Source organism: Pseudomonas veronii (assembly GCF_002028325.1).
Taxonomy (GTDB): Bacteria; Pseudomonadota; Gammaproteobacteria; order Pseudomonadales; family Pseudomonadaceae; genus Aquipseudomonas; species Aquipseudomonas veronii.
Genome location: NZ_CP018420.1, coordinates 1,803,700 through 1,824,646 on the forward strand (window position 1 = coordinate 1,803,700; position 20,947 = coordinate 1,824,646).

At 54.6% G+C, this 20,947-nt stretch carries 21 protein-coding genes; 8 read left to right on the forward strand and 13 right to left on the reverse strand.

Annotation, left to right across the window (positions count from 1 at the left end; all coding sequences use genetic code 11):
• Positions 1 to 1,008 (reverse strand): phage major capsid protein, P2 family, encoded by a 1,008-nt coding sequence (locus PverR02_RS08365; protein WP_079443115.1) that lies wholly within the window; start codon positions 1,006 to 1,008, stop codon positions 1 to 3.
• A 40-nt stretch (positions 1,009 to 1,048) separates the two neighbouring features.
• Complete coding sequence (locus PverR02_RS08370) at positions 1,049 to 1,879, reverse strand: GPO family capsid scaffolding protein (protein WP_079443116.1); 831 nt, start codon at positions 1,877 to 1,879, stop codon at positions 1,049 to 1,051.
• A gap of 155 nt (positions 1,880 to 2,034) precedes the next feature.
• Between PverR02_RS08370 and PverR02_RS08375 the strand changes: the two genes are divergently transcribed.
• Both PverR02_RS08375 and PverR02_RS08380 read left to right on the forward strand, forming a co-directional pair.
• Positions 2,035 to 3,792: a terminase ATPase subunit family protein gene (locus PverR02_RS08375; RefSeq protein ID WP_079443117.1), complete on the forward strand. Its 1,758-nt coding sequence runs from the start codon at positions 2,035 to 2,037 to the stop codon at positions 3,790 to 3,792.
• A complete protein-coding gene (locus PverR02_RS08380) occupies positions 3,792 to 4,835 on the forward strand; it encodes a phage portal protein (RefSeq protein ID WP_079443118.1) in 1,044 nt (347 codons plus the stop codon). The genes PverR02_RS08375 and PverR02_RS08380 overlap by 1 nt, the downstream gene beginning before the upstream one ends.
• 50 nt (positions 4,836 to 4,885) lie before the next feature.
• Here PverR02_RS08380 and PverR02_RS08385 read toward each other — a convergent pair whose 3' ends face one another.
• The 3 genes from PverR02_RS08385 to PverR02_RS08395 all read right to left on the reverse strand — a co-directional run bounded on the left by PverR02_RS08385 (position 4,886) and on the right by PverR02_RS08395 (position 8,974).
• The gene (locus PverR02_RS08385) at positions 4,886 to 6,526 is read right to left on the reverse strand and encodes a hypothetical protein (protein ID WP_079443119.1); all 1,641 of its coding nucleotides are present in this window, start codon (positions 6,524 to 6,526) and stop codon (positions 4,886 to 4,888) included.
• A gap of 333 nt (positions 6,527 to 6,859) precedes the next feature.
• Positions 6,860 to 8,079 (reverse strand): IS3 family transposase gene (locus tag PverR02_RS08390; RefSeq protein WP_227778763.1). Its coding sequence is split into 2 segments (ribosomal slippage): positions 6,860 to 7,734 and positions 7,734 to 8,079, totalling 1,221 coding nucleotides; the frame shifts between segments, so codons are not numbered across the junction.
• Positions 8,080 to 8,146: 67 nt separating this feature from the next.
• Positions 8,147 to 8,974: a phage antirepressor N-terminal domain-containing protein gene (locus PverR02_RS08395; RefSeq protein WP_079443120.1), complete on the reverse strand. Its 828-nt coding sequence runs from the start codon at positions 8,972 to 8,974 to the stop codon at positions 8,147 to 8,149.
• Positions 8,975 to 10,159: 1,185 nt separating this feature from the next.
• On the opposite strand from PverR02_RS08395, the gene PverR02_RS08400 reads away from it, so the two are divergent.
• Positions 10,160 to 11,416: a Shedu immune nuclease family protein gene (locus tag PverR02_RS08400; RefSeq protein ID WP_079443121.1), complete on the forward strand. Its 1,257-nt coding sequence runs from the start codon at positions 10,160 to 10,162 to the stop codon at positions 11,414 to 11,416.
• Positions 11,417 to 11,852: 436 nt separating this feature from the next.
• Here the strand turns inward: PverR02_RS08400 and PverR02_RS08405 are convergent, their stop codons facing one another.
• The 5 genes from PverR02_RS08405 to PverR02_RS08420 form a co-directional block, all read right to left on the reverse strand.
• The gene (locus tag PverR02_RS08405; RefSeq protein ID WP_017848888.1) at positions 11,853 to 12,137 is read right to left on the reverse strand and encodes a type II toxin-antitoxin system RelE/ParE family toxin; all 285 of its coding nucleotides are present in this window, start codon (positions 12,135 to 12,137) and stop codon (positions 11,853 to 11,855) included.
• Positions 12,127 to 12,369: a CopG family ribbon-helix-helix protein gene (locus PverR02_RS08410; protein WP_017848887.1), complete on the reverse strand. Its 243-nt coding sequence runs from the start codon at positions 12,367 to 12,369 to the stop codon at positions 12,127 to 12,129. The genes PverR02_RS08405 and PverR02_RS08410 overlap by 11 nt, the downstream gene beginning before the upstream one ends.
• Before the next feature lie 244 nt (positions 12,370 to 12,613).
• Positions 12,614 to 13,354 carry a hypothetical protein gene (locus tag PverR02_RS31740; protein ID WP_152031991.1) on the reverse strand — a complete coding sequence of 247 codons (741 nt, stop codon included), beginning with the start codon at positions 13,352 to 13,354 and terminating at the stop codon, positions 12,614 to 12,616.
• A gap of 39 nt (positions 13,355 to 13,393) precedes the next feature.
• Complete coding sequence (locus tag PverR02_RS08415; RefSeq protein ID WP_079443122.1) at positions 13,394 to 14,026, reverse strand: AbiV family abortive infection protein; 633 nt, start codon at positions 14,024 to 14,026, stop codon at positions 13,394 to 13,396.
• A 175-nt stretch (positions 14,027 to 14,201) separates the two neighbouring features.
• Positions 14,202 to 14,540, reverse strand: coding sequence for a hypothetical protein (locus tag PverR02_RS08420; protein WP_152031992.1), 339 nt, complete (start codon positions 14,538 to 14,540; stop codon positions 14,202 to 14,204).
• Positions 14,541 to 15,131: 591 nt separating this feature from the next.
• Between PverR02_RS08420 and PverR02_RS08425 the strand changes: the two genes are divergently transcribed.
• The 3 genes from PverR02_RS08425 (at position 15,132) to mqo (ending at position 17,956) form a co-directional block, all read left to right on the forward strand.
• On the forward strand, positions 15,132 to 15,497 hold the full coding sequence (locus PverR02_RS08425) for a DUF6124 family protein (RefSeq protein WP_079443124.1): 366 nt from the start codon (positions 15,132 to 15,134) through the stop codon (positions 15,495 to 15,497).
• A 139-nt stretch (positions 15,498 to 15,636) separates the two neighbouring features.
• Positions 15,637 to 15,858 (forward strand): hypothetical protein, encoded by a 222-nt coding sequence (locus tag PverR02_RS08430; protein WP_079443125.1) that lies wholly within the window; start codon positions 15,637 to 15,639, stop codon positions 15,856 to 15,858.
• Between the two features lie 451 nt (positions 15,859 to 16,309).
• Positions 16,310 to 17,956 (forward strand): malate dehydrogenase (quinone), encoded by a 1,647-nt coding sequence (gene mqo, locus PverR02_RS08435; protein WP_046384303.1) that lies wholly within the window; start codon positions 16,310 to 16,312, stop codon positions 17,954 to 17,956.
• An 84-nt stretch (positions 17,957 to 18,040) separates the two neighbouring features.
• Here the strand turns inward: mqo and PverR02_RS08440 are convergent, their stop codons facing one another.
• Complete coding sequence (locus tag PverR02_RS08440; RefSeq protein WP_046384302.1) at positions 18,041 to 18,712, reverse strand: NADPH-dependent F420 reductase; 672 nt, start codon at positions 18,710 to 18,712, stop codon at positions 18,041 to 18,043.
• A 99-nt stretch (positions 18,713 to 18,811) separates the two neighbouring features.
• Between PverR02_RS08440 and PverR02_RS08445 the strand changes: the two genes are divergently transcribed.
• Positions 18,812 to 19,708, forward strand: coding sequence for a LysR family transcriptional regulator (locus PverR02_RS08445; protein WP_079443126.1), 897 nt, complete (start codon positions 18,812 to 18,814; stop codon positions 19,706 to 19,708).
• A 176-nt stretch (positions 19,709 to 19,884) separates the two neighbouring features.
• Complete coding sequence (locus PverR02_RS08450; protein WP_046384301.1) at positions 19,885 to 20,214, forward strand: YXWGXW repeat-containing protein; 330 nt, start codon at positions 19,885 to 19,887, stop codon at positions 20,212 to 20,214.
• A gap of 7 nt (positions 20,215 to 20,221) precedes the next feature.
• Here the strand turns inward: PverR02_RS08450 and PverR02_RS08455 are convergent, their stop codons facing one another.
• Both PverR02_RS08455 and PverR02_RS08460 read right to left on the reverse strand, forming a co-directional pair.
• Positions 20,222 to 20,617, reverse strand: a complete 396-nt coding sequence (locus tag PverR02_RS08455; protein ID WP_079443127.1) for a PIN domain-containing protein — start codon at positions 20,615 to 20,617, stop codon at positions 20,222 to 20,224.
• Positions 20,614 to 20,871 (reverse strand): AbrB/MazE/SpoVT family DNA-binding domain-containing protein, encoded by a 258-nt coding sequence (locus PverR02_RS08460; RefSeq protein ID WP_026140263.1) that lies wholly within the window; start codon positions 20,869 to 20,871, stop codon positions 20,614 to 20,616. The genes PverR02_RS08455 and PverR02_RS08460 overlap by 4 nt, the downstream gene beginning before the upstream one ends.
• Between the last annotated feature and the right edge of the window lie 76 nt (positions 20,872 to 20,947).

Below are 20,947 nucleotides of genomic sequence, written 5' to 3' on the forward strand. Positions count from 1 at the left end.
TTAACCCTCGACCGGAGTGATGTTTTCCAGCAGGCATCCGAGGCCGTATTCCTCAACCACATAGGCCTCGTTCGACGATTCGAAGTTGGAGACGCGGTTCCACTCCGGCTCCTCCTTGAGGTAGCGGCGACGGGCGCCGATCTGCCAGTACACCGACAGGTTGGCGAAGGTGGTGATGAGGATCGTGCCTTCAGGAATGTATGGCACCTCGTACAGCGGCAGGCCACCGACGCGGCGTTGCGAGATGATCAGGTCACTTGCCAGGGTGTTGGTCGCGTCCTGGTCCTTGTTGACCAGGGCCAAGAACTTGTCGTGGACCAGCTCGCGGCCGGTCATCACCACCAGGCCAGGGTTGCGGCGATACCAAGGGTCGAGCAATTGGATGGCGTCGTAGACCAGGGCGTCGATGTTTTTGAAGTCGCCGGTTTTGCCGATGGTGATCTTGCCGGCGACGGCACCTTCCTTCAGCACGCGGTCGGGTGCGTGGGTGCGGTACTGCTGGAGCCAGCCGATGTTGACGTCTTCCAACAGCGGGTGCGCCGTGCGGTCGGTTTGCTCTGCGGCTGAAACGCCATAGAAACCAATCTGGATGCGGTCGAGCGCCTGGCGTTGAGCAATGGCGCTGGACAGGCGGGTTTGGAAGTCCGGGAACTTGGCCCAGGCGTCGAGCTGTTTGTAGCTGACGAAGGTGTCGAAGTCGGTTTGTTCGGCCTTGTACTTGTCGCTCGACAGAGCGCCAATGCTGCGCGGTTCACGTTTTTTGACGTTGGTGTTGGTACGGCTGGCAACGGTGCCGCCCACGCCCAGGCCGACCTTTTCGCCTTCCTGTTCATCGACGCCGATTACGTTGACCTTGGTCAGGAACTCGCTCGACTCCTGAATCTTGGTTTCCAGGCGCTGCTGGATGGTTGGGTCGACGCTGAATGTGGCGGTGGCCGATTCAACGCCGTTGAGCAGTGCGACCTGGCTGAGGTAGCCGGTGAAGAGTTTTCGAGTGTCGTTACGCATGGGTGTCTCCGATAGTGGGCTGGGCGGTGTAGGCCGCAGGTCAGAACTCAGCCAGGGCTTGTTTGCCGCCGCCGGTTACCGGTGGGCGCTGGGTTTGGGAATGGTCTTGGGTTTTGCCGAGGGTGGTTTTCAGATCGACCAAGTCTTTGCTGAGCTGCTCAACCTTGGTATTCAGCTCGCCGGAGAATTTCTTCTCCGCGGCCAGTTGGTCGGGCAGGTCTTTGACGTGGTCGGCAATCGCTTCCACGGCCTGGCCCATCTGAGCGAATTCGGCATCGTCCTTCGCTTGTTTGCCGCCCAAGAGCGCCTGCACTTTGCTGAAAAGCTGGGCGCCGAGGCTTGGCTTGTCTTCGATCTCCTCAAACTGCAGCTCGGTTTCCACCGCCTCGGTGAACATCGACGTCGCGGAATAATGGCGGTCTTTGAATGGGCTGGATTCGGGCTTCTGCGCAGAGAAGGACAGTACGTCGGTACCCAGGCTGGCCGGGGAGTCGGTCACCGCCAGGCCGACGATGTAGGCCTCGCCGGTGTCCGAGAAGCTGTCGTCGATTTCGATCGAGGTATAAATCTTCTGCTTGGCCTTGTTCATGGCGATCAGATCGGGCGTCGGTTCGACCTGGGCGAACAGGGCCAGCTTTTTCGCACCGTTGATTTCCACTTCTTCGGTCTTGACCGCGAGCACGTCGCCATAGGCTTTGAACGGGCTGTCGGGCAGCAGGCTGCGGAAATGCTCCAGCCAGATACGGGCGCCATAGGTGGACGGGTTGAAGTTCTTCGCAGCCTGTTCCAGCCAGCTGCGTTTGATGGTCCGCTTGTCGGAGGTAACGCCCTCGACGGCGACGCGGAACCAATTGCTGCGAAATTTCTTCATGCCGGGAATCCTCAATGCGTTGGGCGCTAAGTGCGTTGCAATGAGGGGCATGGTCGTGACGCGCGCGAGTTGCGGCAACGGGGCGGGATTGTAGAGAGCGGGACTACAAGGGGCGGAGCTACTGACTCGCAAGCGCGGGCGGCAGCATCGCGGCCATGACTACGACTGAACTGCTCCCAATCGATCCCCGACGACAATCCAAGTTTCTGTATTGGATGGGTTGGCGCATCTGCGAGATTGCCGAGGCTACGGGCGAAAAGGAAAAAACGCTACACAGCTGGAAGGCCCGCGACGAGTGGGACCGGGCGGATAATGTCGAGCGAATCGGCGGGGCGCTGGAAGCGCGGCTGGTGCAACTGATCCTCAAGGAAGGCAAAAGCGGCGGTGATTTCAAAGAGATCGACCTGCTGCACCGGCAGTTGGAGCGCCAGGCCAGAATCCAGCGTTTTCAAAGCGGCGGTACCGAAACCGAACTCAACCCCAACCTTGCCAAGCGCAACGAGGGGCCGAAGAAGAAAACGCCGAAAAATGACATCAGCGAAGACCAGATCGAGCTGCTGCGCGAAGCGTTTATCGACGGGTGCTTCGACTACCAGAAAGACTGGCACCGGGCGGGCAATCAGCGCACCCGCGTCATCCTCAAGAGCCGGCAGATCGGTGCCACTTACTATTTTGCCCGCGAGGCGTTCATTGATGCGCTGGAGACCGGGCGTAATCAGATCTTCCTGTCGGCGTCGAAGAACCAGGCTTATCTGTTTCGCGGGTACATCCAGGCGTTTGCCCGCGAGGTCATCGGCGTCGAGCTGACCGGTGATCCCATCGTCTTGCCGAACGGCGCCGAACTGTTCTTCCTCGGGACCAATGCGCGCACCGCCCAGGGCTACCACGGCAATTTCTACTTCGACGAGTTCTTCTGGACGTTCAAGTTTGAGGAACTGAACAAGGTCGCGTCGGGCATGGCGATGCACAAGAAGTGGCGCAAAACCTACTTCTCCACGCCCTCGACCATGGCTCACGAAGCCTACACATTCTGGACTGGCGAGCGCTTCAACAAGGGCAAGCCAGCGGCGCAGCACACCAAGGTCGACGTTTCCCATGGTGCGCTCCAGCAAGGGCGGTTTTGCGAGGACCGGTTGTGGCGCCAGATCGTCACCATCCTCGACGCGGAGCAGGGCGGCTGCGACCTGTTCGACATTGAAGAACTGCGCCGCGAGTACAGCCCCGAGGCGTTCGCCAACCTGCTGATGTGTGAGTTCGTCGACGACGGCGCGAGCATATTTCCGCTGACGGTGCTGCAACCCTGCATGGTCGACAGCTGGGTCGAGTGGGCCGAGGACTACAAGCCATTTGCCATGCGGCCTTTTGGCGACCGCCAGGTGTGGGTGGGTTATGACCCTGCGGAAACCGGCGACTGCTCGGGCATGGTGGTGGTCGCGCCGCCGCTGGTACCGGGGGGCAAGTTCCGGGTGCTGGAGCGGCATCAGTTTCGCGGCATGGACTTCGCGGCGCAGGCCAGCTTCATCAAAGCTGTATGCGACCGCTACTGGGTGACGTACATCGGGATCGATGTCACCGGCCTGGGCAGCGGCGTGGCGCAGCTGGTGCGTCAATTTTTCCCCAACGTCACCACGTTCAGCTACTCGCCCGAGGTTAAGACCCGCCTGGTGCTGAAGGCCTACGACGTGATCCACCGCGGCCGGCTGGAGTTTGACGCCGGCTGGACCGACATGGCGCAGTCGCTGATGGCGATCCGCAAAACCATCACCGCAGGCGGTCGCCAATTCACCTACACCGCCGGCCGCAACGACAACACCGGCCACGCCGACCTGGCGTGGGCGCTCTTTCACGCATTGCACAACGAACCGCTGGAAGGGCAGACCACTGCCAATACCGGGCGGATGGAGATTTTTTGATGTCGAACCGCCGCAGAAATACCAAGCAGTTGGCCCAGACGCCCGTCGTGGCGACGCAGGAATTTATACCGCGCAGTGACACCAAGATGGAGGCGTTCAGTTTTGGCGACCCGTCACCGGTGCTGAGCGGCCGGGAGGTGTTCGATTATCTGGAGTGCTGGTTTAACGGGCGGTGGTACGAGCCGCCGCTGTCGCTGGACGGTCTGGCGCGGTCGGTCGGGTCCAGTGTGCATCTGCATTCGGGGCTGATGTTCAAACGCAACCTGTTGAGCAAGACGTTTATCCCGCACCGGTTGTTGTCGCGCGCGGCGTTCGAACAGTTCGCCCTGGACTTCCTGTGCCTGGGCAACGGCTATCTGGAAGGGCGGCGCTCGATGCTCGGCCCGGTGCGCGAGCTGGTGCCGCCGCTGGCGAAGTACATGCGCTCGGGCAAGGATGGTCGGCAGTTCATGGTGCAGGGCTGGAAGGAAGAGCACGAATTTGAGCCGGGCACCGTTTTCCACCTGCGGGAGGCGGATCTGCACCAGGAAGTGTACGGTCTGCCTGAGTGGATAAGCGCCTTGCAGTCGGCATTGCTGAACGAGTCGGCCACGCTCTTTCGACGCAAGTATTACGAGAACGGCAGTCATGCCGGCTTCATCCTCTACATGACCGACGCCGCGCAGAACGAGGCGGATGTCGACTCCCTGCGCAAAGCGCTCAAGGATTCCAAGGGACCTGGCAACTTCCGCAACCTGTTCGTGTACTCGCCGAACGGCAAAAAGGACGGGTTGCAGATCATCCCGGTCAGCGAAGTGACGGCCAAGGACGAATTCAACTCCATCAAAAACCAGACCCGCGACGATGTGCTGGCCAGCTTGCGCATTCCGCCGCAGTTGATGGGCATCGTGCCGCAGAACGCGGGTGGGTTTGGGTCGATCAGGGAGGCTGCCCAGATCTATGCGGCCAATGAGCTGGAGCCGATTCAGGCGCGTATGGCGCAGGTGAATGACTGGTTAGGTGAGGCGGTTGTAAGTTTCAAACCTTACTCATTGGAATTCTGAGTTGACGTAAAGCGTGAAGCACTATGGCTGCACGCTTTAAGCGCGCACTATTATTTTTTGGTATTGAATAAGATGCCTACACCTGTATTGTTTATATTTGCGTTCTCTCTTTGGATTGTCTGAAATTTTTCTTTTATGTCTTTAGCACTGGGAATGAGCCCAGTTAAGTTTGCTGCTGCTGCAATAGCTCCGCATGTGGGGGTTCCGGTGATGGCCGCTGCAATTTCAATTCCTCCGAAAACTATGAATGAACCAATGTCTAGACCAGCAAATTTCCATTTTTTTGCTCGGAGTTGGCCGATCTTTTTTTCATGCTCGCGGAACGCCCCTTGCAGATTTTCTAAAACTCTATCGCCTGTTCTAAAGAAGTTGTCGGGGCGAGTGTCTATGATTTCAGATAATCCAGACCCTAAAATGTTGCGTATTTCATCAAGCGCGTCTGTTTTTCGAATTTGTATCAGTGCGTCAATGGGAACGCTGCCCAGCCAAGATATTTCGTTTTTTACAGTGCTTTGCAAGGCTCTAGATATGTGAAGGTTTTTCAAACCCCCATCATCGAAACTTTTAGCATTTTCGCCAAGCATAAAATTGAACCAGGCCCAGCTTGTTTCGGCTCTTATTACTGGAGTTCCACCAAGACTCGTACTTCTTTGAAATGAGTTGTTCGCCTGTGAAAAGCGAGTGATCATATTCATGAATATAGCTTCGCCAGGGGCGTTAAAGCCTAACCTTTTTCCTTGTTCTTCTATATATCGTTGGATGTGAGTAGAAAAGTCTCCGTCCCATTCTGTTGAGAACAGCATTTTTTTCGGTTCTTTAACAAGTTCTGCAATAGCTTGAACGTCTTTGAAACTTCTTAAATATTCTAGCATTTCTCTCGTGTCGGAATAGTTTGTGCCAAACATACTATTGCCGTAAGAGAGAGTGTCTTGCTCAGCGCAGAGGTTGACGTATTGTTCATAATTTTTGTCAAGTCGGTGTCGGTCGGGAAGTATAGCTATTATCGGTTTTTCAACTTCCGCTAGAGCAAGGTCTTTATATTGTAGTACTTGAAGTGCGAGGCGTATTATTTCTTGCAGTCGTTCCTGTTTGGGCATGAACTCAAGAAGCGAAGAGATTTTAAGGAACGGGTCTGGCAGTATAGTGGTGTCGAAGTAAATTCCAGTGGAGCTTGCAAGATTTGATCCGCCGTCAGGGAAAAGCTCACCTGTGAAAATTGCTTTTGAGTCAGCGCAGTCCTCTATATGTATCCAGGTAGGTTCTGCAATATTTTCCCAGAATTTTACGATTTCAGCTGTGAACTCATTTATTAGTTCGATGTTATCGTCTACGCGTTTTGCATCCGATGCGAACCAAGCGGCAAATTTATAAGGAGCCGCGCCAGCCTTATTCATTAGGTCGAATAATTCCCCGAAGTGAGCGTCTACACGGTTGAAGTAGGCGTTCTGTATCTCCTTTAATGAGATAAGTTCCTTCCATTCCTCTCGATCTTCTATATGTGCCACGGCCCCAAGAGCTCCTCTCACTATGGCATCTATTGAGTCAGGATCTACCATTCCGTCAGCCAATATTCTTATTTTCTCAAAACTTGCTTTAACTTCTTCGATTAAATGATCGGCAACATGAATTTTTCCTTCTTCCAGTTTTTTTTTGAAAAGCATAACTTTTCTATGAAGTTCCTTTCGGTCCATTTTTTTGCTCCTGCATTAAGCTGATCTATATGGCGTATAGGCACAAGAGTATCGCCTGATAGCAACATTTTCCTTTAATTTCTGTGTTGGTCGGGCATAAACGTAGCGCGCCAATTTGGTGCGATCGCGCCGCGCTTGTTTACATTAGCCCCTGGCGCGCGCCGTCATCCCCCCACCTCGCCTGTGGTCTAAATAGGTCGTTTTTTCTGCATTCCTGTAAGAGACTCAACGAAGCTTAGTCCCTAAATTTGGTCCATGCCCAGACTGCTTGAATTAGCTTTCGATATCGGGAAGAGTGGACTTGCCCCTATCAAACCGGACACCAACTCCCTGTTAAATTGATGCTGCTGCCAAGCGCCTAAACTCTCTTGGTGACCGATATTTCAGCGCGCTGTGCGGATGCTGCTCGTTGTAATGCTCGAAGGCAATCGTCAGATTGCGCAGCGCCGTTTCTCGATCCGGTTTGGGCATATGCGCAACGTAATCACGCTTGATCGTCTTCACGAAGCTCTCTGCCATACCGTTGCTCTGGGGGCTTCGCACCGGTGTAGTTACCGGCTGTAAGCCGATCTGGCGAGCAAACAGACGCGTCTGCTCGGCGATATAAGCCGAGCCGTTATCGCTCAGCCACTGCACCGGCGTGCTTGGCAGTTGATCGCCAAAACGCTTCTCCACGCTTTCCAACATCAAGTCTCGGATGTCATCACCGCTGTAGCCTGTTGGGCTGGCGACCCAGCCGATGGCTTCTCGGTCACAGCAGTCCAGAGCAAAAGTTACACTCAACTTCGCACCATCGTCACAGCGGAACTCGAAGCCGTCCGAGCACCAACGAGTGTCGCTGGTTTGAACGGCGATGCGGCCTTCATGCCGGCGTTGCACGCCAGGTTGCTTGATGCGTCGTTCCAGCAACAGATTGTGGTCGCGCATGACGCGATAGACCCGCTTTACGTTGATCGGTGGCCGCGACCGGGTTTCACGTTCGCGGCGTAACAAGCCCCAAACGCGGCGGTAGCCATAGCTTGGTAGCTCGCTGACTTGCTGCTTGATCTCAGCGACCAATTCCGTATCGTTCACGAGCCGACGTCGCCGTACTTTGGGCGATACCGATTGCTTGATTCGAACCGTTAGTTGCGAGCGCGACACACCGAGACATTTGCTGACCAGTTTCACTGGTCGTCCCCCGGCAACAAGGGTGAGTGCGCAATCCATTTTCGCGACCGGGCAATCTCCACGGCCTCTTTTAGGACTTCGGCTTCCATCGTCTTCTTGCCCAGCATCCGCTGCAATTCGCGGATCTGCTTGAGCGCATCGGTCAGTTCCGACGCCGGTACAACGGCTTCGCCAGCACTGACCGCCGACAGACTTCCGTCCTGGTACAGCTTGCGCCACAGGAACAGCTGATTGGCGTTGATGCCGTTGCGTCGGGCCACCACGGACACGCTTTGTCCCGGCTCAAGACTCTCGCGAACCATGGCCAGCTTCTGGTCGGTGCTCCAGCGGCGTCGGCGTTCCTGGCCGAGCAGCTCACCACCCTTATCGTTGCTGTTAGTCATAAACATACCCGTTTGCCTATCCCTTATCGTAAGGGGGAAACGGTGTCCTGTCTTTCATGGGGCTCGTTCAAAGAGCTTCAAACACCCAGCATTTTACTGTGTTGCGCTCGATGGCGCTGTGGACCGCGTGATTATGGTTAATATAACGCGGAGCTGAACTGCTCTTCATCGCCTTGGTCAGGGCAGCATCCAGGTTGACGTTGATGCCATGTGCTTTGAAATGCTTCGCAAGCTCTTCAAGGCGAAACGCAAGCAGTGTTGATTTTATTGCGTGGTTGTACCGCACTCCCTTGCCATCCAAATCCCTCAGTGCGGCCCAGAAGTCGGCAAGAAGATCTGCCTCCAATGGCTCCGCGATGCCTATGCTGTTCACGTCAGGGACGCTGAGGCCCAGTTTTGCTGAAAGCAGGGTGATCTCTTCCTGAACGGTGGCGCGTATCACGCGGTTGCGGGTGCGCTGGAGCTCTTTGAGGAGAGCGATGCGATGCCGGGAGAGGGCTATCTGCTGATTAGTGTTGGGCGATGCAGTGTGATGAGTGTTGCTCCTCTTGCTCCAGTAGTCCCATAAGGCATCGTCGCACTCTTCCTGGTAACGGATGATCTTGTCACGCAGTTCGCTCTTCACCTTGTTTGGGCTGATTGAATACAGCCAAGACGGGAGCTTGCGAAGGGGGAGGCAGGTCATCTCCCGCATTTTTCCATCCTCGGCAACTATGGTGATTTCCACCACAGTTGAACTGTACTTCTCCGTAACTTTCGCGTGTTGGCTTTTCCAGTCAAGCCCCATGTTGATGACGATTGGTTTCATCGCCACGAGCGGCTCATTGTCTTTGCCGACCATGACAACGGTGTCCTCGTAGAACGGGACAGGAATGAGTTGCTGCGCGGTTTGCATGGGGAGACTCCCTGCCGATATCGAGGATGCCCGATAGTAGCGGCGTCCGTTGGTGATTCACAACGTCCCCCTACCTACTAGCATTTCACGGCTTCTTGCTCTGCTGGCCGGAGATGCTTCCGATTCAAACATAGTAGCTATGGCTTGCGAGAGTGCGCTATTTGGGTGCGCCTTGACGCAGTCAGGTTTGTCCAGACTTGGCGCGCGCCGTCGTCCCCCCACCTCGCCTGCGGGCTAAATGTGTCGTATTTTCTTCAGTCCCTGCACCTGTTGCGGCGCTGGCCTGGCGTGGCTTGCTCTGCCATTTGTCCGGGCACAAAACCCTGCAAAACCCTGCGGTAGTGGGTTGTTTTCAAGTGCGTAGCTCATGGTCAGTCTGAGGAGATTTTGAGAGATGGCTCGGGAAAAAGGTTAGTTTTTAAAAATGGGATGCGAGCATAGCTGGAGGCCCTATAAATACTGGGGCTCGGGGCTAACTTTGAGGGGTTAGTTACGGTTAGTTTTCGGGTTAGTAACTTTTATGTTGTTGATTTATATGAATATTTTTTAAAGGTTTTCTAACATCTGTAGAGGTTAGTAAATAACCCCTTGCTTACCAAAACCTAACCCCTGTCAGCCGTCGCGACACCGCGAAATACAAGGCCTACAGGTCTATCAGAAAAAAACTAACCTTCCTAACCTCTTTCCCGTGGCTGAACATGAAAACACAAAATGTGCTTGGTGCTGGCCATCAAATGAAGCTGCGCGCAGATCCACGCACTCATCACTCCCGTCATCCTTACGCAGATGCACTCTTTGCCAGCGCTTCCGCCTTAATTGCCGGGTAGCCTGGTGTACGGCTGGACTCCCGCGAGCTATACGACCCTGGCATGCAGCTCACTGATCAACCGGTCCTTCGCAGTCAGCTTTGTGTTGCTCGATGATTCGATGTGACTCACCTCGCGCCGAGCATCGACAAGCTCGCCCTCGATGTGTCGGAGCTTTGCCCGGAGCTGATCACGCTCATAGGCCGCATCCGATTGCATCTGCAGAGGGATGAAGGCGCGATCCTGTCCGATGCCATCCGGAGTAGGCGTATAGGCCTATTACTCGACATCGCCGGGACTAACGGGCGGAGAAGTTTTGGCTATTCCAAAAACGAATAAGCGGGAATATTCTAATCATACAAACTAAGGAGCTACCCGCATGCTTTTTGAAAAGTTTATAAATGAGACAAGGGACTGGTGGGACACTTACTTAAAGCGTGTTGCGAAGGCTTCGGCGGACGGGGAACTAAGCATTCAATCGTCTGAGTTAGATACGGATTTCGATCCGAGCAGTCACAAAATTCTTTATCCTAATATGCTAATTGTGACCAATTGCTCAGGTTTTTATGTTGCAGAGTTGGTTGGTGCTGTCGAAAAATATTCTGGGCTTATAGTAAAAAGACATCGTGAAACCTCGATATATAGATATTTTAGCCAGTTTGATGGTTCTGAGCCCGATCCACTTTTCACATTTCAAGGCGCTGGGCACGGGCTTTCTACACTGTGCTTGGCACAGGGCGCAGACATAGAGTCGATGAGTGCAAGGTTTCCCCATTTGGATCTGTACAAGTCAAAGCTTGTAAGGCAGGGAGGGCATGGTAGTCCATTGTCATTCGGAGAGAGCTTTACGTCTTTGGGAATCGATAATTGCATTCTCTTGAATTCTCATAATAATTTAAAAAGATGTAAGGGTATTTTGTATCTTGGAGTTGTTAAGAGCTCAATAAACAAGGCGGAATTGGAGAGTCTCTATGGTGGCTCTTATTCAGATAAAAGAGTGGTTGCTGTTCATTCAGTTGGGGCTAAGGATGAACGGGTGGTTATTGGTGGTCAGTTACAAAGCATGGTTCTTTTTCCTAGTTTGCATGAAACGACTATCGGAGAGTTTCTCAAGCTGCATCCGGATATAATTAAGGCGGTCTTTAAAAGTCCAAAGGTGTTTTATGAGCCTTATTTGACTTGGGAGGAGCATGACGGGACATGCGAGGATGTAGCAATTAATCCGGATCTTTTGGTTCAGCGCGATGATGGTTTTTTTGATATCTACGACCTTAAAACGGCGCTGCTTGATAAGTCAAAAATAACCAAGGCGTCGCGCAGTCGTAGGAGGTTTATTGATTACGTTGTAGAGGGGATCTCTCAGCTGGCAAACTACAGGGAGTATTTTAGTTATCCCAAAAATGCGGCATTGGCCAAAGAGAAGTATGGGGTAGAAGTTAACAACCCTAAGTTAGTGCTGGTGGTTGGTAGTTGGGAGAATGTTGACCCCGTCGAGGTGGAGCAAGCGTGTAGGCAGTATGGGGAATTAGTTCAGATTATTGATTATGATACGATTTGTCAGATGTTTATAGGGTTGAAAGGCTCGATAGCTGATTCTCAAGAGTCAATTGAGGAGGAGGTCGTTTTGGTGAGCTGAGTATTTTATGATATTTGCATTCCGTCCCGATGGTCCAAACACGGTATTGAATTCAGATTTCTTTAGTTCTCTCTGACTCACACTGAAAGCTCCGTCGCCTGAGCCAGGCGCCGGAGTTTTTTTTCGCGTGATAAATGATTTTTATCAGTGCTACCAGGATTGGAGCGACGGTCGATGGGGGCGAGATTTGCTGACACCGGCAAGTTATGGGGGATTGACGGTACGAAAGTGGTACTCGCGAAAAACATAATCTCTGAAGGCCTTTGTTTACAAGGATCTCAGGATTAGATGTTTCAATCCATCATGGGTGCGACGGAGAAGCGGCGGGAGAAGGGGGTGGTTTGTAGGGGCATGGGGGATCTGAGTTTGCGGGGCGAATGGGGCGTAGTTTATCAGGGATGGATCTTGGGTGTGCTGGAGGTGTGTTCCGCGGCATTCACCACTTCGAACGGGGACGTTGCCGTGTGTGGAATACGCCGAGGATCTGCAGACGATCACCGCGTATGCGATAGGGGATCAGATAAGACCAATTGGGGACTGCCCATTCGCGCGTGTTTGTGACCCGACCTTCACGGCCCATAGAGGGAAACTGCGCCAGTTTGTCGACGCTGGCGAAAATGGCATCGGAGAAGTCGTCAGCTGCTTTTGGGTTTTCGAGAGCTATATAGTTTGCTTCGTCTTCCAGATTTTTGAGTGCTTTTTCAAGCCACTCAACCCGCATTCCGGCTCCAGCGCCTGGCGCGCATGGCTGCTACCTGGTCATCGGTGGCAAATTTGCCCTGGTCGGCTTCTTTCACCGCCAGCTCGATTTGAGCGGTTAGCGTTTTTTCGTGCTCGATGTAGTCGCGGAGGACGTCCATCGCCAGGTAGGTCGCAGTCTGGCCGTTGGTTTTGGCCAGGTCGGCGAGAGAGTTGGACAGGTCTTCCGGCAGGTTTAGGGATATCCCGGTCATGACAGCCTCGAAGGTGGAAGGTTATGGAGCATCTTACACCGTGGAACGCTGGGTTGAATCAGCAGGTCGTCGTGAGGTGTGGCTGGGCTTTTACTCTGTCAGCTCGAAGCCGGGTGCCGGGTATCGTAGTCTGACTTCGATATCGGCAAAATAATTAGCAGGTGACGAGGCGGCTTTTTGCTGTCTGGTGATTAGCTTTTTTTCAGCGATGTTATAAATAAATCTGTCCCCTTTTCGCCCCTGGTTAAAGCTCAGGAGGGAGGAGTACTCCTCCGCGTTCTAGGTTGTCAATATCATATAGTAATTCGGCGATAAACTGAGCGGGGATATAGTTTATCACGCCGCTTACTCCAGAACCTGCAATCACCATTCCAGAGAATTCCATCTGACCATCAGCGTATCTAACAACCGGCGAACCACTATATCCTCGAAGACATTTATTGTCCGTTGTGGTTATTCTTAATGATTCGAGATCTGCTATCTGAGGAGTTATCCGCTTACCAAAAAGCACTCCTAACGATGCGGAGAACTGCTTTTCGTTATAATCATATGATCTATGGCTGTCAGGATAGCCCAAGACGCAGTAGCTCTTGTCTTCTTCACTCGCATTGTCATCAATTGTGTACCCTATATCTATCCAGTTTAAGCCATTATCACTTAGTAAGCCTACATCCTCAGGGTAGATTCGCATAACTAATAAATCTTGCGATGGTTCGAAGTCGTCTCTCATAATTGCTTCACGGTCAAATCTGATCTCTAAACCCGATGTGCGTAAAAAAACTCTGATGTGTTGAGGGTTTGTATTTTGATTTACCCATATGTGCTTCGCAGAAATTAAATAAATATGCCCCCGCCATTCGGCGGTAAATGCAGTCCCAACACCCCAGTAAGGATACTCTTTATGACCCGAATAGATAACTAATGGATGTATTAATCCAAGCAGGGATTCAAATAAATTGTTTGCGACAGAAGGTGATTTTTTCATGCGTTGAGTCTTGTAGTATGTTGGCTTGAGTTTTTGGGTTTAGCCCTTGTCGATGATTGGTTTGATCGCTTTTGCCAGTTCTTCGAGAAGCTCTGTCATGCTTTCAATATTGATGTCCCCAGGCTCAATTCGTGGTATTGAAATAGGTTTTCTCTCCGATAGCTTTCCCATTAGTTTGTTTGAGTTTTTTTGGTAGGTCAGTGCATCGGTGGCTAAAGCTATATTTCTACTAGCTTGTTCCGAGGAGAACTGCTCTGTCGGGGTGCTCACGACTTCATCCTTAAGTCCTACGTAAAGTGATGTGTTCTTTCTATTGTTTCTGTGCTCAGTGAGTATGCTACTTGATTGGAGTAACTCAATGCCGTGGTTTGTCGCTCCTAGTGCGGCAATTATGACAGACGTCTGCACATGTTCGGCTGTTAGCTTCGCCTTGTGATCTCTTAGACGCGCCATAAGTTTTTTTTCATCAACGGGATGCCCTGCGAGCTTCTTCACGCCAGCAGAGTGTAGCATCAAACATTTAGAAAGCTCTTCTCGAGCGATATGAGATAAAGTAAAAGCTCTCGCGTAAAAGCCATTTTGAAATAAAATCGCGGCCTCCTCAATTAATGATTCCGCATTGGTTAATAATGCATGGATGTAATCATCAATGTGTTTTAAGGATAGAGGCATTAATTCACCATGCAATTTTTTTGTGTCGGAGGAAGCAATTTTTTAGTTGTTTTGTTCTTATGGTTTAGCATGTTAATTTTTGCGGGCTAGTAGGCGGGGCTGGTTAGTAAATAGGCAAGAAGGTCGGTCATTTTTTTGAGTGCTATGAACCGACCTGCTTATATTTGTTAGCAGATTATTCGGCCTGAATACGATCCCATTCCCGCTTATACTGCTCAGTTTCGTTGATGCAGTTCTCACACAAGAGGGCGCCGTAATAACCTTCACTCTCAAGAGCAGTTATTAACTCATCACCTTCTAGGATGACTTGGCACTCATTGTGGTGATCACCAGGGTCAGTTACACCGTCGCAAGCGTTTGTTAGATACGCTCTTACAACCCCCTTCTGAGGCTCGGTAAGGGTATCGAAGCCTTTGTCGATGGCAAGCTTGGCAATTCCACCAACCTTCGGGTCTTCGTTGTCAAAACGGCCGTTTTTCAGCAACTGCGCTAGCACCTTAGTTTCTTCGCTCATCATCCCCTCCACGGGTCATGGTCCTTATGAATCTCTACCATAACACAGCTCTGAAATGCGAAATCGGGCCCACTCTTGTCCGACTGCGCGCTTTTGGATGACTTTGTATCGCATCATTTAGATTGCTTGACGCAAGCGTGAGCTACAGCCGCATAGCAGCAAGCTGGTAGGAGGTGATTGCTTAGAAATTGCTACAAGCGAAACGCTGAGGTGTCTTTTATCCACGTAACGCTAGGGGCAGAGGACGCTCTACATCCAACCCATCATCGGCGCGACAGAGAAACGGCGGGAAAGTGGACCTGTCTGTAGGGACATTGGCAATCTGAATCAACGAGGCGAATGGCGCAGTTTATCGGGGATGTTTCTTAGGTGTCGGGGAGGTGTATACCGTGCTCTTCACCACTTCGAACGGGGCGTTGGCATGTGTGGAATATGCCGGGAGTGTCGGTGAAATATCCCGCATTCTTCTCGACTTGCTCCTCAAACCTCCCGCCGCTAACCTCCTCAAGCCGCTGCCAATCCAGTGGCCGGAGGTGGAAGTCCGTATCGCTAAAGGCGTTTTAACTCCCGTCACTATTTGGAGCTTCGCCCATGCACAGCAACACGCCCAGTCTCTCTATTGATCGCGACCCTTCGCCCGTCGATACCAAGCTTCACGCCACAGCTCAATGTGCCATTGCTCGTGACTTGCCTCAATCCACCGACAATGCGCCTGACGAACACCCAACCCACAACCTATTCCTCGTCAGCCCCGACATAGACACCGAAACCCTCCTGGCCAACGCTTCCGAAAACCTTGCGTCCGCCAGCGAAATGGCCGCTACCGTGGCTTTCAACCTCGACGAGTCACAGCGCTCCATTGTCTTGGGCATTCAGCAACTGATCGACCTGAGCGCTCTACTCGTTGATCGGGCCCATGACCAAGTCGCTCGTGTCATCAGCCCGGCTACAGCCTGACAATCGACCTCTGCCGCCTTAGCCCAAGGCGGCAACCTGAACCCATTCTGTCTTCTGGCGAAGTTTCATCATTCCCTGTGCCGTTGAGGCCTACGATTATCTCTATGGGAAACCCCCGAACCCACAGGGAACTGAAAAAATGATCTCGAACCTTGTCAAAGTCGTGATGATCGCCGGCGCGTTGCTGTTGAGCGCTTGTTCGTCGGATTTGTCGGGCGTGAGTCGCGACCCTTGTTTTGCAGGGGGATGCCAGGCGTTTGGTGACCACAGCCCCAACAAGGCCGCCAAGATGAATTTTGGCGGCAGTGGGCTGGGTAGTAGTTATGGTGAGTATGGTTCTGGGTTGTTGCAGGATGACTAATGGGGCAGTGGGGCAGTCAGGGATGTGTTGATTGAACCGCCGCTATCAAATAGCCATGCCTGTGACTTCACGTCGCGTCTGTCAGGCTTGACACTCACCCCGATCAGTCTTGCCAAAACGCCTATTTTAGAGCTGTCAATTAGCCAAACAGCGCATGATCGCCGGTTGGCGTGATATTCTGCGCGCCATCTTGGTCTAGTCTTTCTCCGGAACGTACGCCCGTATACGTCCCGGCGGCTGGCTGTCGCCCAGGTAGCTGAAGCCAATAATGATAAGAAGTCAGCGCAGAAGGGACATAAAAGTGAGGTCGATACGTCGGCCTTGTGTGCCCACCCTGCGGTCTTTGAGTGAATGTGCAAACCCGGCGCTGCGTTGCCTGACGCCGCGTGATCGAGGGTTGCCCGGGCTCAGGGGCAGTGGGGCGGATGGCGTTTTATCATAGGTGCTACTGATGTTTAAGAAAGTAAACACGGCCCTGCTGGGGCTGGCTTTGTCGATGGGGATCACGTCCGTTCATGCGGAAGAGGCAAAGAAAGTCGATGTGCTGCTGATCGGTGGCGGCATCATGAGTGCGACCCTGGGTGTCTGGCTCAACGAGCTGGAGCCGGGCTGGTCGATGGAAATGGTCGAGCGCCTCGACGGCGTCGCCGAAGAAAGCTCCAACGGCTGGAACAACGCCGGTACCGGTCACTCGGCCCTCGCCGAGTTGAACTACACCCCGGAAGACAAGAACGGCAACGTTGAGATCCCGAAAGCGGTCGAAATCAACGAAGCGTTCCAGATCTCCCGCCAGTTCTGGTCCTGGCAGGTCCAGCAGGGCGTGCTGAAGAACCCGCGTTCGTTCATCAACTCCACTCCGCACATGAGCTTTGTGTGGGGCGATGACAACATCAAGTTCCTGAAAAAGCGTTACGAAGCCTTGCAAGCGAGCCCACTGTTCGCTGGCATGCAGTATTCCGAAGACCCGGCGCAGATCGCCAAGTGGGTTCCGCTGATGATGGAAGGGCGTGACCCGAACCAGAAAATCGCGGCCACCTGGAGCCCGCTGGGTACGGACATGAACTTCGGCGAGATCACCCGCCAGTTCGTCGCTCACCTGCAAACCACGCCTAAGTTCGACCTGAAACTGTCGAGCGAAGTGCAGGACATCACCAAGAACGCCGACGGTTCGTGGCGTGTCAGCTACAAAAACCTGAAAGATGGCAGCAAGACCGAAACCGACGCCAAGTTCGTGTTCATCGGTGCCGGCGGCGGTGCCCTGCACCTGCTGCAAAAGTCGGGCATTCCTGAAGCCAAGGAATACGCGGGCTTCCCGGTGGGTGGTTCGTTCCTGGTGACCGATAACCCAACCATCGCCGAGCAGCACCTGGCCAAGGCCTACGGTAAAGCTTCGGTGGGCGCGCCGCCGATGTCGGTGCCGCACCTGGACACCCGCGTGCTGGATGGCAAGCGCGTGATTCTGTTTGGCCCGTTCGCGACCTTCTCGACCAAGTTCCTGAAAGAAGGCTCGTACCTGGACCTGCTGACCAGCACCACTACCCACAACATCTGGCCGATGACCAAAGTCGGTATTCGCGAATACCCGCTGGTCGAGTACCTCGCCGGGCAACTGATGCTGTCGGATGACGACCGCTTCAAGGCACTGCAAGAGTACTTCCCGAACGCCAAGCAGTCCGACTGGCGCCTGTGGCAAGCCGGCCAGCGTGTGCAGATCATCAAGCGTGACGAAGAGCAGGGCGGCGTGCTGAAACTCGGCACCGAAGTGGTCAGCTCCGCCGACAACACCATCGCCGGCCTGTTGGGTGCATCGCCAGGCGCGTCGACCGCGGCTCCGATCATGCTGACCGTGCTGCAGAAAGTGTTCAAGGACAAGGTCGCGACTCCGGCCTGGCAGGAAAAACTGCATCAGATCGTGCCAAGCTACGGCACCAAGCTGAACGACAGTCCTGAGGCTGTTGCCAAGGAATGGGCCTACACCGCCGGTATCCTGCAACTGACTCCACCACCTGCGATTCCGCAGATGACCGCTCCCAAGGCCACCGAGGCTGCCAAGCCTGCGGCTGAGCCGAGCAAGCCGGCGTCTGATCTGGCGCTGTAAGACCAGGCCCTGAGACTGGGGCCGATCGGTCAAAAAAAGCCCGCTGAGCCGATGACGCTCAGCGGGCTTTTTGTGGGCGCGTGTTTATGCGCGGGGGTGGGTGCGCTCCACCGCAGGCAGTTCAACCGTTCGTTCGGCTGCCGCCAGCGCCGCCGTCAAGCCGGCTCGGTCCAGCACAACGCAATAGGCCGGTTTGGCCCGCTCGAAGCGCCAGCTTTCATCCAGCCCACCGGCATCCACGGCGTCGAAACCGAGTTCGTCGAGTAACTCGATCACTTGCGCTTTCGCCGCGGCGTCATCCGCCGCCACCGGCAGTGCGCGGCGGTCGGGTGCGCCGTGAGGGCGGGCGTCCCGCGTCAGGTCCGGTGCAAAGATTGCGTTGAATACCTTCACCACATGGGAATGCGGCAAATGCTCGGCGAGCAGCCGGCTGGTGGTGGTTTCAAAACGGTCCAACTCAGGGATATGCCCATCGCGCTCGGGGTAGTAATTGTTGGCGTCCATCACTGTTTTGCCTTCCAGCCACTGCGCGGGCACGCTGCGGTAATGTTCCAGGGGGATCGCCACGAGGACCACGTCGCCAAATCTGGCTGCGTCTTGCGCGCTGCCCACTTTAACGCCCCAGATGCCGCTGAGTACGCTGCTCATGGACTGCGGGCCGCGGGAGTTGCTCAACATCACTTCGTGACCGGCCGCCAGCGCCAGTTGGGCCACCGCGCGTCCGATGAAACCTGCTCCAATCACGCCAATCTTCATGGCCTTGCTCCTGCAAAGTAGGGGAGCGGTTATGATGATTAACAATCGCTGGGTGATAAACGAGCGTATTGGCGTGAGTGTCGTTACTGGGAGTTGGGAATGATGGACCGTCTTTCGAGCATGAATGCCTTTGTGGTCGCCGCCGAGTTGGGCTCGTATGCGCGAGCCGCCGAGCGTTTGAATATGTCGGCGCAGATGGTGGCCAAGCATGTCACGGCGCTGGAGCAGCGCCTGGGTGCGCGCTTGCTCAATCGCACCACGCGCCGACAAAGCCTGACGGAGTTGGGTAGCGCGTACTACGAGCGTTGCAAGCATATCCTGACGGAGGCTGAGGCCGCCGATTCCCTGGCGCAGATCATGAATGACACCCCACGCGGCACGCTGAAAATCACCGCCCCGGTGACCTTCGGCTCCTACAGCCTGATGCCCTTGGTGACCGCGTTTTTGCGTGACAACCCCGATGTGAACATCGACCTGCACCTCACTGATCGTTTTGTCGACCTGGTGGAGGAAGGCTACGAAGCCGCCTTCCGCATTGGCCCCCCGGCGATCACGGGGCTGACCGCCAGGCCCCTGGCGCCGTACCGCCTGGTGGTCTGCGCGGCGCCGGCCTACCTGGCGGCACGAGGCACACCGCAGTGGCCGGCGGACCTTCAACAGCATGAATGCCTGGGCTACGCCTTCTGGTCACGCCCGGCGGATCGCGAATGGGTGTTCTACCAGGGCTCGGTCCCGCACACCGTGCAGGTTGCCAGCCGTTTGCAGATCAACGAAAGCAGGGCCTTGATGTCGGCCGCGCTGGATGGGTTTGGCATTGTGCTCGGCCCGGAAGATTTTCTGCGCTCGGCCCTGGCCAGGGGCGAGTTGGTGCGAGTGCTGCCGGACTTTGACGCGCCGAGCCGGCCCATGCATTTGGTCTACACCGCCAACCGCCAGCGTACCGCCAAGTTGCGGCGTTTTGTCGAGGCTGTGCTGGAGCGCTTTGGCCCGATTTGAGCGTTCAAATCGCGACCCGGCCTTCTGTCTGTTCCTCGGGATGCACTGTCGGCAGGTTCAGCAACCCGACAGACACCACCTGTTAAAAAGTACCCAGGCCTTGCAGGAGCGCGGCTGGAACAAGGGGGGATTTTTTACTGAGGCAGGTGTGGGGCGTTAGCGCCCGAGGGGTTTGTATGTTGCTACGTTATGCAGCATTGGCGGCCATGGTCGTCGCGGCGTCCGGGTGTGTGCAAGAGCGTGTCGTGCATGAGCGTCGACCGGTAGAACGTGAGTATGTGGAAGTGGTCGCGCCACAACCGCCGCCGATGCAAGTGATCGAAGTCGAGCCGGCGGTGCGCGAAGGTTATGTATGGTCACGCGGGTACTGGCGTTGGGAAGGCGGGCGTTATGTGGCGGTACACGGCCATTGGGAGCCGGTGCGCGAGGGCTACCGTTATGTGCATCCGCATTGGGTGCAACGAAATGATGGTTACCACTGGCAGCATGGTGGCTGGGTTCGCTGAACCCCGCTCAGGCCAGTCGCTTCATGCCCGCAGCCTTGGCCGCATCGAGGTCAAAGGTGGCGGTGTACTCGCAGCCGGCTGCGTGGGCGCAGCGCGCTATCAGACAGTCGGCGAAATCGGCTTTGTTCGCCGAAAACCGCCGGAGCGCCTGCCAGATGATCTCGGCATGCTCGACGATCAATTCACGGGTTCGCAGCAGCGCTTCCAGCACCGCCACCACATCGCTCTTGGCTGATTGGTAGCAACTTTGTAACACCCATACCAACTCCACCACCGACACCAGGCTGACAAAGCCTGGCGACAGGGTGGTGAGGGATTCGATCAGCTCGGATGCCTTGGCGGATTGGACCGGATCATCCTGGGTGACATAGCGCACCAGCACATTGGTATCCAGGCCGATCATCGGGCTTTCGCTCCCTGTGCCGCAATCGCGCGGTTCATGTCCTCGATGGAAATGGCCTGGGCAGGCTTGCGGATCAGCCCCTTGAGGTCGTGAACGGTTTTGCTCGCGGCAATAATGGAAAATTTGCCGTCTTCCATTTCGACGAATTCAACCCGGTCTCCCGTTTCCAGGCCCAGGGCTGTCCTGACCTGGACGGGGATGGTGATTTGTCCTTTTGAAGTCAGCGTGGCGGTCGCCATATTGAAGGTCTCCATCGTGATGCTCCTTACCTTAGGGTAAGGCGTCTGGGAGAACAAGATCCGTTGGTCCATAGGTCGCTCCTCGGTGTGG